This is a genomic window from Streptococcus constellatus (assembly GCF_902167705.1).
Lineage (GTDB): Bacteria > Bacillota > Bacilli > Lactobacillales > Streptococcaceae > Streptococcus > Streptococcus constellatus_A.
Window position 1 is genome coordinate 1 of record NZ_CABHMZ010000009.1, and the last position, 13,576, is coordinate 13,576.

The 13,576-nt window shown below is 33.6% G+C and carries 14 protein-coding genes and 2 pseudogenes; all 16 read right to left on the reverse strand.

Annotated elements, in window-relative coordinates:
- Nucleotides 1-247: 247 nt before the first annotated feature.
- The 16 genes and pseudogenes from FQ204_RS10575 to FQ204_RS02970 all read right to left on the reverse strand — a co-directional run bounded on the left by FQ204_RS10575 (nt 248) and on the right by FQ204_RS02970 (nt 13,396).
- Nucleotides 248-781 (reverse strand): TIR domain-containing protein, encoded by a 534-nt coding sequence (locus FQ204_RS10575; RefSeq protein WP_222103229.1) that lies wholly within the window; start codon nt 779-781, stop codon nt 248-250.
- 224 nt (nt 782-1,005) lie between these two features.
- On the reverse strand, nt 1,006-1,443 hold the full coding sequence (locus FQ204_RS10580; RefSeq protein WP_222103230.1) for a hypothetical protein: 438 nt from the start codon (nt 1,441-1,443) through the stop codon (nt 1,006-1,008).
- A gap of 78 nt (nt 1,444-1,521) precedes the next feature.
- Nucleotides 1,522-2,985, reverse strand: a pseudogene (locus tag FQ204_RS02910) (VirD4-like conjugal transfer protein, CD1115 family); the annotation flags it as partial.
- A gap of 117 nt (nt 2,986-3,102) precedes the next feature.
- Nucleotides 3,103-3,981 carry an SPL family radical SAM protein gene (locus tag FQ204_RS02915; RefSeq protein ID WP_144208422.1) on the reverse strand — a complete coding sequence of 293 codons (879 nt, stop codon included), beginning with the start codon at nt 3,979-3,981 and terminating at the stop codon, nt 3,103-3,105.
- A gap of 18 nt (nt 3,982-3,999) precedes the next feature.
- The gene (locus FQ204_RS02920; RefSeq protein ID WP_026624081.1) at nt 4,000-4,542 is read right to left on the reverse strand and encodes a ClbS/DfsB family four-helix bundle protein; all 543 of its coding nucleotides are present in this window, start codon (nt 4,540-4,542) and stop codon (nt 4,000-4,002) included.
- A gap of 6 nt (nt 4,543-4,548) precedes the next feature.
- Nucleotides 4,549-4,812: a zinc ribbon domain-containing protein gene (locus FQ204_RS10470; protein ID WP_144356547.1), complete on the reverse strand. Its 264-nt coding sequence runs from the start codon at nt 4,810-4,812 to the stop codon at nt 4,549-4,551.
- A 61-nt stretch (nt 4,813-4,873) separates the two neighbouring features.
- Nucleotides 4,874-5,773, reverse strand: a complete 900-nt coding sequence (locus FQ204_RS02925; protein ID WP_144208425.1) for a helix-turn-helix transcriptional regulator — start codon at nt 5,771-5,773, stop codon at nt 4,874-4,876.
- 204 nt (nt 5,774-5,977) lie between these two features.
- Nucleotides 5,978-7,435, reverse strand: a complete 1,458-nt coding sequence (gene mobQ / locus FQ204_RS02930; protein ID WP_144208428.1) for a MobQ family relaxase — start codon at nt 7,433-7,435, stop codon at nt 5,978-5,980.
- 240 nt (nt 7,436-7,675) lie between these two features.
- Nucleotides 7,676-7,996: a DUF3847 domain-containing protein gene (locus FQ204_RS02935; RefSeq protein ID WP_101603623.1), complete on the reverse strand. Its 321-nt coding sequence runs from the start codon at nt 7,994-7,996 to the stop codon at nt 7,676-7,678.
- A gap of 72 nt (nt 7,997-8,068) precedes the next feature.
- On the reverse strand, nt 8,069-8,266 hold the full coding sequence (locus tag FQ204_RS10585; protein ID WP_009216382.1) for a transposon-encoded TnpW family protein: 198 nt from the start codon (nt 8,264-8,266) through the stop codon (nt 8,069-8,071).
- A 79-nt stretch (nt 8,267-8,345) separates the two neighbouring features.
- Nucleotides 8,346-10,184, reverse strand: coding sequence for a recombinase family protein (locus FQ204_RS02945; protein WP_144208431.1), 1,839 nt, complete (start codon nt 10,182-10,184; stop codon nt 8,346-8,348).
- A gap of 59 nt (nt 10,185-10,243) precedes the next feature.
- Nucleotides 10,244-10,573: pseudogene (locus FQ204_RS02950) on the reverse strand (type IV secretory system conjugative DNA transfer family protein); the annotation flags it as partial.
- Nucleotides 10,570-11,055 (reverse strand): PcfB family protein, encoded by a 486-nt coding sequence (locus tag FQ204_RS02955; RefSeq protein ID WP_144208437.1) that lies wholly within the window; start codon nt 11,053-11,055, stop codon nt 10,570-10,572. The gene FQ204_RS02955 and the pseudogene FQ204_RS02950, both read right to left, overlap by 4 nt.
- On the reverse strand, nt 11,052-11,903 hold the full coding sequence (locus FQ204_RS02960; RefSeq protein WP_144208440.1) for an ATP-binding protein: 852 nt from the start codon (nt 11,901-11,903) through the stop codon (nt 11,052-11,054). The genes FQ204_RS02955 and FQ204_RS02960 overlap by 4 nt, the downstream gene beginning before the upstream one ends.
- Nucleotides 11,900-12,670, reverse strand: a complete 771-nt coding sequence (locus FQ204_RS02965; protein WP_144208443.1) for a replication initiator protein A — start codon at nt 12,668-12,670, stop codon at nt 11,900-11,902. The genes FQ204_RS02960 and FQ204_RS02965 overlap by 4 nt, the downstream gene beginning before the upstream one ends.
- Nucleotides 12,671-12,775: 105 nt before the next feature.
- Nucleotides 12,776-13,396: a class I SAM-dependent methyltransferase gene (locus FQ204_RS02970; RefSeq protein WP_047926378.1), complete on the reverse strand. Its 621-nt coding sequence runs from the start codon at nt 13,394-13,396 to the stop codon at nt 12,776-12,778.
- Nucleotides 13,397-13,576 lie beyond the last annotated feature (180 nt).

Here is a 13,576-nt window from a genome sequence, read left to right on the forward strand (position 1 = left end):
CCACGAAAATGTTTAGCTTACAGAACTGCTTATGAAGCTCTAGTGGATGAGTTAGAGTAAATGTTGCACTTATTCTTGCAATTTATCTTTCAATAAAAAAAGCGACTGGAGTTTTTTCTTTTCCAATCGCTGATACTCTTACTATTTAGTTTTGCTTTGCCTACCAAGTAGGACTTCTTATCCTTATCATCTTACCTCCTACTTTTCTAAATATGAAAAAAGCAGCAAATCTATGCTGCTTTAAAAATTATTTAATATTTTCACCTTCTATTAATGCCATTTTCTTATAATTCACATCTATAAACCATTCTTCTTCCATTTTAGATATAAGAAATTGTCCCTCTTCTATGTCTTGTTTTTTTATAGTATATATTGGTTTGTTTAATGATAAAAAATAATTAAGTTCATATTTACACCAAATTGAATTTTTGGAATAATCAGATTCAACAAATATCAGATTATCTGATTGTTCTAATCTGCTCTCCAATACACTTAATGTTGCATCACATAGTAGATGTCTTTTTAAATAATCATTATCGTTGATCCAATCACAATAAATGTTTTTGTTATTGCTATTTTCATATTTTATTAGCTTCTGAACAGATGCACTATCCTTACTACTATGTGATATAAAAAAATCATATGACTTTATTTTTTGTTCTTTAGCATTCTCTATTCTATATTCCAATTCTGATGGTGTTTTAGGAATTTTATATACTTCATTTGGATATATCTTCTTTAGGTACTCCTTCCTTTTCTTATTTCCAGCGTGAACTTGCATATATTTTTGTCTTCTTAATCGTGGATTATAATTAAAAGACTGTAAATGTTTAAAAGCAATTTCACGAAGTTGTTTGTTAAGTTCAGTATCGTTTAGTTTGAAAAAAAATTGTATTATTGGGTCGCTGTAATAGTTTTGCAACTCTAAAATAATATATACTTTATCTTTTTGAGATGTGTTTTTTCTTTCATATAACCCAATTAATTTTTCTAAAAAACTAGGTGTTACCTGTTGAGTTTTAGATTTTGCTTTCTCAATTTTTTTGTAACTCTATCTATTTTGTTTTTTCTTTTATTCCAAAGGTTTTCTCTTTCTACCAAGTATCTTTCATATGAAAAATCATTATTATAATTCTCTTTGTAAAAATCTGAAGCTAATTTTTTATACATTGAACACTCAAACAATATTTCAATTGGAGAATTCATTCTATAACGGGCTTTCCCATATCTTTTTTTAATGAACTTGTCCTTTTTTTGATAATATTCACGCTTTATTTCAACAGATTCCCACTCATATGGATAGTAATGTTTTAACGCATCAACTATGTCAGTATCTTCATAATTTTTTTCTAAAACATTTGCAATATGTTTTAATTGTTCATTCCACATTTTCTTTATATCAATTATTTCACGATTATAAATATGCTTTGTCACTCCTGGCATTACATTTCCTCCTATTACTTTAATTTATTTTTATTATATTAAATATAATTATACCCTATTAAGCCATAACAGAAAATATTACAATCGTATAATCGCTGTGTTTCTACTAAGTTTCGCCTTTCCCTTTCGCTTTATATAGTCTTCAATATCAAAAGCTTTTTTCTTATCAAAATCTTCAAGTAGCTTGTAATTCTTGTGCTTTGTAATATCGAATTTGTCTGACAAAAACGGTCTGACACCTCGAAGCTGAAAAATACATTTACTACCATCCATAACTGTTATCTCATCTTGACTCATCAGCTCCTTTCCTGTCTTTTGGTAATTCAGTCCATAGCTATTGGCATTGGATCTTGTTTCAGAAGTGTTATATAAGTCTATGGTTTCTTTACCCAGTGTTTCAGATAGCTCTTTAAGTGTTGTCTTTTCCTTTCCACCAAGAAACAAGGTACTATCACAGTTACCTACAATGGTATCTGCATTATCCTTGTAAATTGCCTTTAGCTGAGATTGTGCCTGCAAGATAATACTTGCTGAAATCTCTCTACTTCGGATTGTTGCAATCAGCTTTTCAAATTTTGGAATTAAGCCGATGTTGGCAAACTCATCAAGCAAGAACCTTACATGAACAGGTAATCTTCCCTCATATTCATCATCTGCCTTATCACAAAGTAGGTTAAATAGCTGTGAATACATAATAGATACAACAAAGTTAAAGGTATCATCGGTATCAGAGATAATAACAAAGAGTGCTGTCTTTCTATCTCCAAGTGTATCAAGCTCAAGTTCATCTTCTTTCATCAAGTACCTAAGCTCCTGAATATCAAATGGAGCAAGTCTTGCACCACATGAAATTAAAATAGACTTTGCTGTTTTTCCCGCAGCAAGTTTGTATTTTTTATATTGCTTGACTGCAAAGTGCGTAGGTTCTTTCTTTTCCAATGCTTCAAATAATCTATCAATAGGATTCATATATGTTTCATCATCTTCCCTGACTTCCGAAGCATCTATCATATCAAGTAGTGTTGCAAAGTTCTTTTCTTCTCTTGGAGCTTCATAGAAGATATATCCGATAAGAGCTGTATAGTAGAGCTTTTCGGCTTTCACCCAAAAATCTTCACCTGCTTTTTCTCCCTCTCCTTTAGTGTTTGCAATGATTGTCTGCACTAATTTGAGTATGTCTTTTTCACTTCTAAGGTAGGCGAATGGATTGTACTTCATGCTCTTTTTGAAGTTGATGGTATTTAAGATTTTTATCTCATATCCATTATCTTCAAGCATCTTGCCACACTCAATGACTATTGTTCCTTTAGGATCTGTAACACAATATGACGAGTGCATTTGCATTAGGTTCGGCTTTACATAAAATCTTGTCTTTCCGGAGCCTGAACCACCTATAACAAGTACATTCTTATTTCTTGCATACTTGGGATTTGCCGGTCTACCATTCATTGTCAGTCGCTCGGTTTGTGTCAGCAAGATATTATTTTGAAACTTTTCATCCATATACGGCTGAATATCTTTTGTAGTTCCCCAGTAAGCGTTTTGTCAAGTACCTTTTTTGATTTATTGACGCTTTTCTTTTTAATTTTAAGCAAAGAAAAAGACGATAGATTTTTATTTTTCTATCGCCTCATAATCATAGATATTTAATTCCGTTAGTCAAACTTCATCAAAAAAACTAAGCTGCTTTGAGATGTCCTTTCCCTCAAATAGTCCCAAATAGTTAAATATTGCTTCATTATCATGAACGATACCGTTCCGCTCACAGAATTCGTGAAATACACCCATTAGTTTTTTATTGTTTACGCTGTTTGCTACATAATTGTTTCCGTATTCTCTGATGTATCGTTCTTTCAGCTTTGGAAACTTTTTATCTAACTGCGAATAAAAATACTCTCTATTTCCCTCTCTGAGTGTAACTCCCATACCAAAGCATATTATTCCAAACACTTTTGCTTCCTTGCAATAATTTAAAATACCAATAATGTTTCCCTCCGTATCGTTGATAAATGGCAGTATCGGAGTTAACCAAACTACTGTTGGTATTCCCTCATCACACAATATTTTTAATGCTTCAACCCTTTCTTTTGTTGTTGAAACATTTGGCTCTATCTTTTTACAAAGTTCTTCATCATAAGTTGTTAGTGTCATTTGAATTACGCATTTTGCTTTTGAATTTATTTCTTTCAACAAGTCTAAATCCCTTAAAACATTAGCTGACTTTGTTATAAGAGTTACACCGAAGCCAAATTTATTTATTATCTCAAGTGCCTGTCTTGTATAATTTAGTCCAAGTTCCTCTTTAATGTATGGATCAGTCATAGAGCCTAAACCAATCATACATTTTTTTCGCTTTCGTTTTAGGCTCTCTTCCAAAAGACTGATTCCATTTTCCTTTACTTCTACATCTTCAAATTTATGGTTCATTTGATAACATTTACTTCTTGAGTCGCAATAAATGCAGCCATGAGTACAGCCTCTGAACAAATTCATTCCATTCTTTGAAGATAGTATTCCTTTTACTTTTGTAAAATGCACTTTACTATCCTATTCCGGCTATTTTGATTTACAATTTTTCTGATGAGCTTTTAACTTTTTCATAGCCCAATCATAATGACTTGATGTTGTACTTACAAAATAGGAACCAAGCGTACTACCTACTGTCCACTTATAGACACCTTTAGAAAACAATTCTTCACTTGTAAATTTTTCAGCTAATGCTAATACATCACTATGGGATTTATGAAACATATCCGTAGCGTCTTCAAGAGAAGTATTTTGATGTTTCTTCCAAAATTCTACATTCATATCTCCATAAGTTTTCCAGTTATATGGTTCAGGCAAAAACATTTTTTCTTCTCCCTTTTGATTGGAATGTACCCAATTCAAAATCAGCTGATGCCATTCATAGAGATGGATTAAAACATCTCTTAAGTTTTTATCTCTTTTCCAATGAGCTTCTTTTTTCTTTTCATCTTTTGAAAAATCAAACGGTGTGTTTAACTCTTCCTCTGTCATCTTTGAAATAAGTAAATTTAACTTTTCATAGTTTTCCTTAGCAGCAGTCATCAAATCACTTTTTGTCGTTGGTCTTGGCATAACATTTTACTCCTTCCATCTTTTTAGAGTTGGGAAAAACTCCATCATCATTTTTCTTGCACTATCTTCATTCATATCTTTATTAGCTTCGACTACATGAGGAACACATATCTCAATCATTTCCTCCATTGTTCCTTTAAAAGTAAATTCGCCTTTCTCAAAGCAGTACTTACAATAATCTTCATTTACACTCTCATCTGAATTTGTACCATAAAGCTCTGTTCCCTCTCCCATAGGCATAGCACAACACTGACAATACTTAATATCCATTGTTTATTCCTCCTTATCTTTATTTAAGATAATTATACCTCAATATACTTGACACCATTTGTCAAGTTATATATTTTTCTGCCATTTTATTTATCATTTCTTTAATCTGCATTCGTATCTCTTTTGGCTCTAATACTTCTGCTCCATCTCCGAAAGAAAAAATATAATTGTATAAGTTGTAATCATTTGGAGCTTCTATTTCAGTATATAAATTTCCGTCACTATCTTCTATAATTTCTCCGTTTAACTCATCATATACCCTGAAGGCAACTTTACGATCAAACTTGACTTTTATATGCACTGTATTCTCGTATGGCATTTCTTTTTTGAGTATTGTATCTTCAAAGCTGTCATTAAATTTTTCAGTATGGATGTCTAAATTCTTTATCCGGGACAATTTGAAATATCTAAAATCATTTCTAAGTAAACAGAAAGCATATAGATACCAATCCTGACTCTTGAAAAGTAATCTCACAGGCTTAACACTTCTGCTTGTTTCTTTTTCATTGCTGCTAAAATATGTGAACGAAACAATGTTTTTACTTATAATTGCCGACTTAATATCATTGAATGTTTTTTTATACAGCTTATTGTTTTGCCAATTATTAAAGTCAACTTCTATCCAACTGGTATTTTTCATTTTAAAGAGTGCGGACAGTTTTGTTAAAAGCTCATTCTCATGCTGTATTGCGGTATTATCCAATCCTTGAAGGGCTGACATAATCTGTTGTTTCTCGTTTTCAGACAGTAGTGATTTACTAAGCACAAAATCTTCAGCAATTTCTATTCCACCACCCTTTCCTTGCAACGCATAGATGGGAATACCTGCACTGCTGATAGAGTCAATATCTCGATATATTGTCCTGACTGACACCTCAAATTTATCTGCAAGTTCACTTGCCGTAACTTTTCCCTTTTCTAAAATATAATATAGTATACTAAATAGCCTATTATCTTTCATCGTTTTAACATCTCCTATAATTATTATACCACAATAACTTGACATATGTTGTCATATTATTAAATATTTTTCCAAATCATGGTAGTACTACTTATCTCTCTTATTCACTGTTATAAAAATAGTCAAAGTTCATTCTTCCGTCTCGCTAAAATTAAATTTATTTCACCCAATATTATTATTGTTAGATTTATATTTTACTAAGTTTTACAACCCTAACTCTTGCTTCTTTACCTGTGTTAATCCTCTCTTTTCTTGCAGTAATTTATCTATACAGCTTCTAACACTTTCAGCTTGTTCAACCTTTTTTCGTATATCTATCATTTGAGAATATAGAGTATCTTTTTCTTTCCTCAAAGTGCCTATTTCTGATTTCCATTTGGATATATTTAGGGTCTTGTTTTCTCCTAAATGCTCTTTCAGATATTTTTTGGCACTTTCAAATAAAATAATCTCTGCTGTATGTTCATTGTAGAAAGTATCTTGTTTGTTTTTCTTTAGCTTGGTATAGGCTGTATAGGTATCTTTATGCTTCAAATATTTTTCGGCATGGTCGATAAGTTGTACTCTATCATCTATTTTCTTTTCGGTATCTTTTATAGCTCTTGTGGTCTTATAGTTCTTATCTCTTAAAATAACTATACTTTCTTTCAGTTCAGATACGGAAGTGATATTTTTCTCTTTTAAGAATTGATAGCTTTCGATGTATTGTTCTAAATCTGTATTATGGTTATCTGCATTTTTACGGATAAGATTTTCAAAAACGGATAGCAAATTTTCTTTGGGTGGGAGAGGGGATGTGAGATTATCATTTTCTTTTTCTTCTTTGCCTATTCTCATTACCCAATTTAACAAGGCTTTTATTCTTAACTTGATTTCCTGTAATATCCTATTCTGTTTTCTGATTTCTCGGTTGATATTTCCTCTGTCGGTGGCTATGCCTTTCTTTTCCATTTGGGTGGCTGATACGCCTAAATGAATGGTCGGTATTTGCTCTGTACCTTGTCTTTGATAAGAGCGGTGATCCACTTTGTCCTGTATGCTGTTTTCTTCAAGACATTTGTTTATAATATCTGCCCATGCCTTTCGCCAATGCTCTGCTTTGTCTTGTTCATTCCAATCCACTGTATTGATTTTCCTTGTTTTGTAGTTGCCGTTTTTGAGTTTTACTTTCTCTCCGTTTTCATCAAGGATATATTCCTTTTTCGATTTTGCTCCCCATGTTTTATCTTCGTTTAACGGTCGCATAGTTAATTGAATATGTGCGTGTGGGTTTCCGTCATTTTTATCGTGTATAGCAATGTCGGCACACATACCGACATCTACAAAATTTTCTTTCACATAGTTCCTTACAAGTTCAATCTGTTTTTCCCTGTCTAATTCTTTAGGCAATGCAATTTCTATTTCTCTTGCAAGCTGTGAGTTTTTACTTTTTTCTATTTTCTCGACACTGTTCCATAAGACAGAACGGTTTGCAAATTCCTGTGGTGCATTTTGTGGTAATAGAATTTCAGTATGGGCTATTCCGCCTTTTCTTGTAAAGTCGTGGACTATGCCGTCATATTCATTTTTTATCTTTTCGCCACTTCGATAGGCGGAAGCTGCAACTGCACTCTTGCCTTTGCCTCTTGAGATAATTTTGATACTGAGATGATATATCGCCATAAGGGAACACATCCTTTCGTTTCTCTGATACTTTGGTGTGGCGATGAATAAGACTTCCTAAAAAAATCGGATAGCTTTTTATCCGATTTCTTTTGGGAAGTACACAAGGGGTAGGAAATTTATTTCCGTAGGGGAGTGTAGCTCCCCTGTATCAGCGTTAGCTGATATGCTCTCTGCAAGAGCCTTCGGAGAACGCACACACCCTTTAGGGTGTATAAGTGCGCCCTTGTAAACAAGGGACTACTGCTCTGTTTCCGTTACTTTCTCTTGTTTTTCTATGTTTTCTTCTTCCGTTTTTTCTCTTTTCTCCATGATTTTTAGGACTTTTTCATTTATTGCTTCTTTGATATTTGGGAATGTAATTAGCTGATAAAATTCATCTTTGGTAAAATCCTTGCTTTCGTTAAAGATACTTTCAAAAACTGCTCCTTTTTCATAAAGCCTTTTATCTCTTTTCTTTCGTTCTTCCTGTTTCTGCTGACTGATGAGTTTTTTTCTTTTGTTTTGTAACTGCTTAATTTCCTCTTCTGCCATTAAGATTTTTTCATCTATATTTTTCATTTTCTGTTCTCCTTTCTGATTTTTAGTAAAGAAAAAACAGTAAACCGATTTGATTTACTGATCTCATTTTTTCTATTCTTTCCGTTCCGATTTCACTACCTTTAACAGCTTATCTTGAAATGTATCCTTACTGTTTGGGTCAAAATATATCTCTGTTACAAAAGTTTTTCCTCTAATCTTTTTTATCATGATATTGTTCGGCTTCTGGGGTATGGTCTGTTCTTTTACTGTCTGTATTTTATCGTTCTGTGCTTCTTGTTTTTCTGTCATTCAATCCTCCTTTTACTTGCACAAAAAAAGATTTCCTGTGATTTAGGAAACCTCTTTTCGTCTTGGTTGATATTTGGTTTTAGGTTGTGGCTTGTAGCTTCTTTCTTGCTCGGTATTCTCGTGCTTTTATCCGTTCATACTCTCTAAACTTTTCAATGTTTTTGGCTCTATATTCTTTGGAATATGCCCTATGATATGCTCTTGATTTTTCTTTCTTGGCTTCTTCTATTTCTTCTCTCATCTGTATCATTTCCTGTTCTGTCGGCTCTATATCTTTTGTGAGTTCATTTTCAAATTTTCCGATATAGTTGAAATACACTTCTATTCGCTGAACCGCATATTTTGCTCTTTTAACATCTCGCTCATGCACTACAATTTTACTGATAAATTCATTGATGGCGGTAGAGGTAAGTTCTTCAAAGTCTAAATAGCTTTCTGCCAGTCTTATAAAGTTCTTTGCTCTTTGGTTGGCATTTTCAAATTCAGATAAGTGTTCCTCTATTTTCTCTTGTTCTGCTTTCAAAGTATAATATTCTTCTGCATACTTCCTTGATAGTAATTCATAGCGTTCCCTTTCGATATTGCCCAGTGCATTGTCCTCATACAGCTTATTCATCACTCTTTCTATCTGTTCCATTCGGTCTGTAATTTGCGGGATACGCTTTTTCTGTTTCACTACTTCTTCGGTCTGTTCTTTTGCAAGACTGTTTTTTACCAGTGTTTCAAATTCTCCTTTATTTGCTAATGAATACTTTGCTATCTTTCGCAAAACCTCTGTTAGATTTTCCATCACATCATCGACATCAATGCGATGTGGAGAATGGCATTTAGGGTGCTTAGCTTTTCCTTTGGCATATTCACTGCAATAGGTTACATGCTGTACCTTATTGTTCTTGTGTATGGTGCGTATGTGCATTTTTGTACCGCAATCTTTACAGTACATCAGTCCCGATAATGGGTGGATTTCTCCATCTCCGTTTGGTCTTTTTACCGGTGCATTTTTTAATATCCGTTGTACATTTTCATAGGTACTTCTATCTATGATTGGTTCGTGTACATCAGGGATTATTTGCCACTTGTCTTTATCTACATAATGGTTTCGCTTATCTTTATAATGCTTTTCAGTTTTGAAGTTGACTACATCGCCACAATACTCCTGCCTTTTCAGTATGCGTGTTAGGGTTGCTTTGTTCCAGTTATAGCGGTTTTCTTCATTCAGCTTTTTGTTTTTCGCTGTTCCTCTGTCTTGCTGTTTCATATAAAAGGTTGGGGTTAGTATTTCTTTTTCTTTCAAGTAAACGGCTATCTGATTGCGGTTTTTCCCCTCCATAAAGAGCGTAAAAATGAGTTTTACGACTTCGGCAGCTTCTTTATCGACGATCCAATAATCTTTGTTGTTTGGGTCTTTTATATAGCCGTATGGAGCTTCTGTTGCAACGGGCTTTCCGTTTGCTCCTTTGGTCTTAATGCCTGTTGTTACTTTCTTGCTGATGTCCCTTGCATACCACTCGGACATAATATTGATAAAGGGGGCAAATTCCAATGTGTTTTGGTCTTGACTGTCGATACCGTTATTGATAGCAATAAAGCGTACATTGTTTCGTCTGAATATCTCCATAGCGTTTCCTACTTGAAGATAATCTCGTCCCCATCTTGTCATATCTTTCATAATGACAATGCCGATTTTATCGCTTTCTACATCGTTTATCATCTGTGTATAGGCACTTCTATCAAAGAACCTACCGCTTTCATCATCGTCGATATAGTGGCGAATATTCATCAGCTTATGCTGTCTTGCATATCGCTCTAAAAATGCCTTTTGATTTACGATACTGTTGCTTTCGCCACCGTCCCTGTCCTCATCACCAACTGAAAGGCGGGAGTATAGTGCTGTGATTTTATTTGTGTATTCTATCATGGCGTTATCCTCCTTTTTTGTGTCTATATATCACTCCTTTACAGTTAATATTATGCAACCCATCTTGCAGAGCCATACTCTTTCCCCAGTTTGAACTTTTTTGCGTTTTTACCTTTGGTATAGACAATAAATTTAATTAAAGCTGCTACCCCTACGCCCATTAAAATATCAGTTGGATGAATACTCGGAATAAAGCTCATAGTATTAAGCTCTAATATTCCTTGAAAGATTTTGTCAATAATATCGCCACCTGTATAGGCTCTTACATGGTGAGAAAAGATATTGCCAACATAGAAAAATGCAAGATATGGAATGTTCTGCTTTAGAAACCTTGCCTTATCTTGCACTTTGAATAAGCCTTTGATGTCCTTTAGTATCTTATCTATCATAGGCTCTGCTCCTTTTGTTTGTTCTTGACTTTATCTTTAGAAACAGAGTTCTTTGCCATCTCCTTGAATTTCTCAATATTCTTGTGGATAGATTCTTTCCTTTCCGTTTTCTTTTCTGATTCCGAAAGAGCGTGTTTAAATGCTTTATCCATTACTTTCATGTCTTTTGCCTGAAAGAATACTGAGTATTTTCCACTTTCCTTATCTTTCATTACAGAAAACTTTACCCCATACCGATTAAGTTCCTTTTTCAGTTCTTTCAGCTCCGCTTCTTCTACCGGAATTTCTTCAAGCTGTCCCTTTTTAACCATATCTTTTAGCTTTACTTCATTTCCGTTAGCATTAATCAGTTCTTCAAGTCCTCCAAGTTTTTCAGCTTCTTTCATCAGTTTCTTTAATAAGTTAAGAAGCAGCTTTCCCGTTACTTTGGCAGCTTTCACTTCCATATTCAGCGTTTTTCTTGCAATTTCTTCATTGATCAAGTTCTCTCACCTCCTGTCAGTAATCTTTCTTTATTTCTCTTTAATTTTTCTTCCTGAATAACTTTCCTGTAATCTTCTCCAAGTACCATCACAGGAATACACATCTCGATAATTCTTGAGTAAATTCTTTGGTATTCCACACTCTCCGTACAGTTTTCAATTTGACTGTAAGAAAGATTTGTAGTAAAAATTGTTGGTTTATGCTTTAAGTACCTGTTATTCACAATGTTATATACCTGCTCTTTTGCATAGCTTGTATCTCTTTCAATTCCTAAATCATCTAAGATGAGAACGGAAGTGTTTACAAGGGATTCGATATATGCGTTTTTATCAAGGTCAAATCCGCCTTTTTGCAGTTCATTGATTATCTGTGAAAAGTTTCTAATCTTGACGCTTATCTGATACTGTTCAATCAGTGCATTGGCAATGGAGCAGGCAAGATAGGTCTTTCCACTACCCACCGAACCATAGAACAGGAGTCTGATATTTTCTTTTTTCATCAGCTCATAGTCTTTTACAAAATTCTTTGCGATGATAAGGCTTTGATTTTCTTTTCCCTGATAGTTTTCAAAGGTATATTCCCATTGAATCATGGAGGTGAAGCAGATACTTTTTAATCTCTCGATTTCAAGCTGCTTTTGTCTTTCTTTTTCTTTTGCTTCTCTATCTCTATCGCATTTACAAGCTGTCTTAAATATCATCTGCTTTCCGAAAAACTCTAATGCTTTTCCGTCTTTTCTTTCATGGCACACTTTACAGTAGGCGTGTCCGTCTTTGATGTATTCTTTTTCAGGATCAAAGCTATATTCCACATCTTCTATCATTACTTTTTCTAATTCATTATTCATAGATGTACTCCTTTGTTATATTCCTCCCATGTAGGGATATTGGATGTTTTCTTACTTCCCTGATCTTTATAAAACCAAGAAAGGATTGTTGCTTTATGGTCTTTATATGTCTTTCCGGTACTTTGAAGATAGGTTGATAATCTCTCAATGTAGTTATCAAGCTCTCCTGCCATTTTTATTTGTAATTCACCTATATCTTCGTCCTTTAAAAAGACATTTTGAAATGTTCCAAGTCCGTTTTCACCAAAACTATATTCTCTCTTACTATACTTACTCTTATTATTCTCTATATAGTTAGAGTCAACATTTTGAACTTCCTGAAGTTCATTTTCTTTACTTCTGAGGTTAAAATCTTTTACTTCTGAAGTTAAGTTTTTTGACTTCTGCAAGTCATTTTCTTTTACCGCTATTATGCTCATAAAGTCTTTGACATAAATGACATTCGGCTTACCAAGTCCAAGCCTTACTCTTTCAATCAGTCCTATTCCTTTTTTGCTGTCTAACTCGTCCAATGTTTTTATGGCAGTAGGCTTTGAGATATTTCTTCTTTTCATAATTTCCTCGACTGTGAAATAGATAAATACTCTGCCTTCCTTGTCTATCCAGTTATTCTTAAATGACATTCCTGTTCGTTTCAAAAGCATGGAATAAAGGATAATGGCTTCAGCAGAAAGTCCGGTAAATTCTTCTCCGTCTACCAATATTTCAGGCACTTTCAGAAAGTTAAATCTTTCCGCTTCTCTGTTATAGAAATAGTCAAAGTCCATACAGGATCACCTCCCTCCTTAAAAATTTGCAAAGAAAAAGACGATAGTTTTTTCTTCTATCGCCTTTGGTAACCATTTTTATGAAATTTTTTCAAGCAAAGTTTTTTATGCTATTCTTTTAGCAATCATCACACCAACCGGTGCAAGACCTCCATGTACCAATTTCATTTCAATTACTGAAAATCCATATTTCTCAATAAAATCTTCAAATTGCTTTATATCCCATTCTTTATACATCTTAAACCCTAAAATAGACATCAAGCTTTTTATAATTTTACTTTGCTTTCCCTCTTTCCACAGAAAAGTAGGAGCAAACAAAACACCATTAGATTTTAACACTCTATATATTTCTTTCATTGCCTTATCCGGATTAGGCATAATATGAAGTGCATTAGCGATTACCACACAATCAAATTCTCCATCTGCAAATGATAATGTTGTTGCATCGGCTATTTCAAATGTAAGGTTTTCGTATTCTCCATGCTTTCTTGCTTCCAAAATCATTCGTTCAGAAAAATCTGTTCCAATCCAACTTTTGACATGTTTTGAAAGACTAAATGACAATTGCCCTGAGCCACAAGCAAGTTCAAGTACATTCATGTCTTTATTCAAATAAGGACAAATATATCCACAAACTTTATCATAAACTCCTTTATCTTTTCTCATAAAAGGAGCATATAGCTTGGCAAATTTATCCCAAAATTTTTTATTGCTTTTATCACCCACTGTCAACACTCCTTTTAATATATATTATCTTGTCGATCATTTATATTGACCTTATTTTCTCATTTATACTTGATAAATTGTAAAATATAGTTCAACAAAAAATCTCATAGCGTTTCATTGGTGTAAACTGTAAGTAACCACACAAACAGAACCCGAGGAAAAACTATGAGCTACTCCCAT

Bases quoted from the DNA above. Each gene is read 5' to 3' on its own strand.
- FQ204_RS10575 (WP_222103229.1), bottom strand. From the start codon at position 781: ATGCAAGTTCACGCTGGAAATAAGAAAAGGAAGGAGTACCTAAAGAAG.
- FQ204_RS10580 (WP_222103230.1), bottom strand. From the start codon at position 1,443: ATGCCAGGAGTGACAAAGCATATTTATAATCGTGAAATAATTGATATA.
- FQ204_RS02920 (WP_026624081.1), bottom strand. From the start codon at position 4,542: ATGCCAAGACCAACGACAAAAAGTGATTTGATGACTGCTGCTAAGGAA.
- FQ204_RS10470 (WP_144356547.1), bottom strand. From the start codon at position 4,812: ATGGATATTAAGTATTGTCAGTGTTGTGCTATGCCTATGGGAGAGGGA.
- FQ204_RS02925 (WP_144208425.1), bottom strand. From the start codon at position 5,773: ATGAAAGATAATAGGCTATTTAGTATACTATATTATATTTTAGAAAAG.
- mobQ (WP_144208428.1), bottom strand. From the start codon at position 7,435: ATGGCGATATATCATCTCAGTATCAAAATTATCTCAAGAGGCAAAGGC.
- FQ204_RS02935 (WP_101603623.1), bottom strand. From the start codon at position 7,996: ATGAAAAATATAGATGAAAAAATCTTAATGGCAGAAGAGGAAATTAAG.
- FQ204_RS10585 (WP_009216382.1), bottom strand. From the start codon at position 8,266: ATGACAGAAAAACAAGAAGCACAGAACGATAAAATACAGACAGTAAAA.
- FQ204_RS02945 (WP_144208431.1), bottom strand. From the start codon at position 10,184: ATGATAGAATACACAAATAAAATCACAGCACTATACTCCCGCCTTTCA.
- FQ204_RS02960 (WP_144208440.1), bottom strand. From the start codon at position 11,903: ATGAATAATGAATTAGAAAAAGTAATGATAGAAGATGTGGAATATAGC.
- FQ204_RS02965 (WP_144208443.1), bottom strand. From the start codon at position 12,670: ATGGACTTTGACTATTTCTATAACAGAGAAGCGGAAAGATTTAACTTT.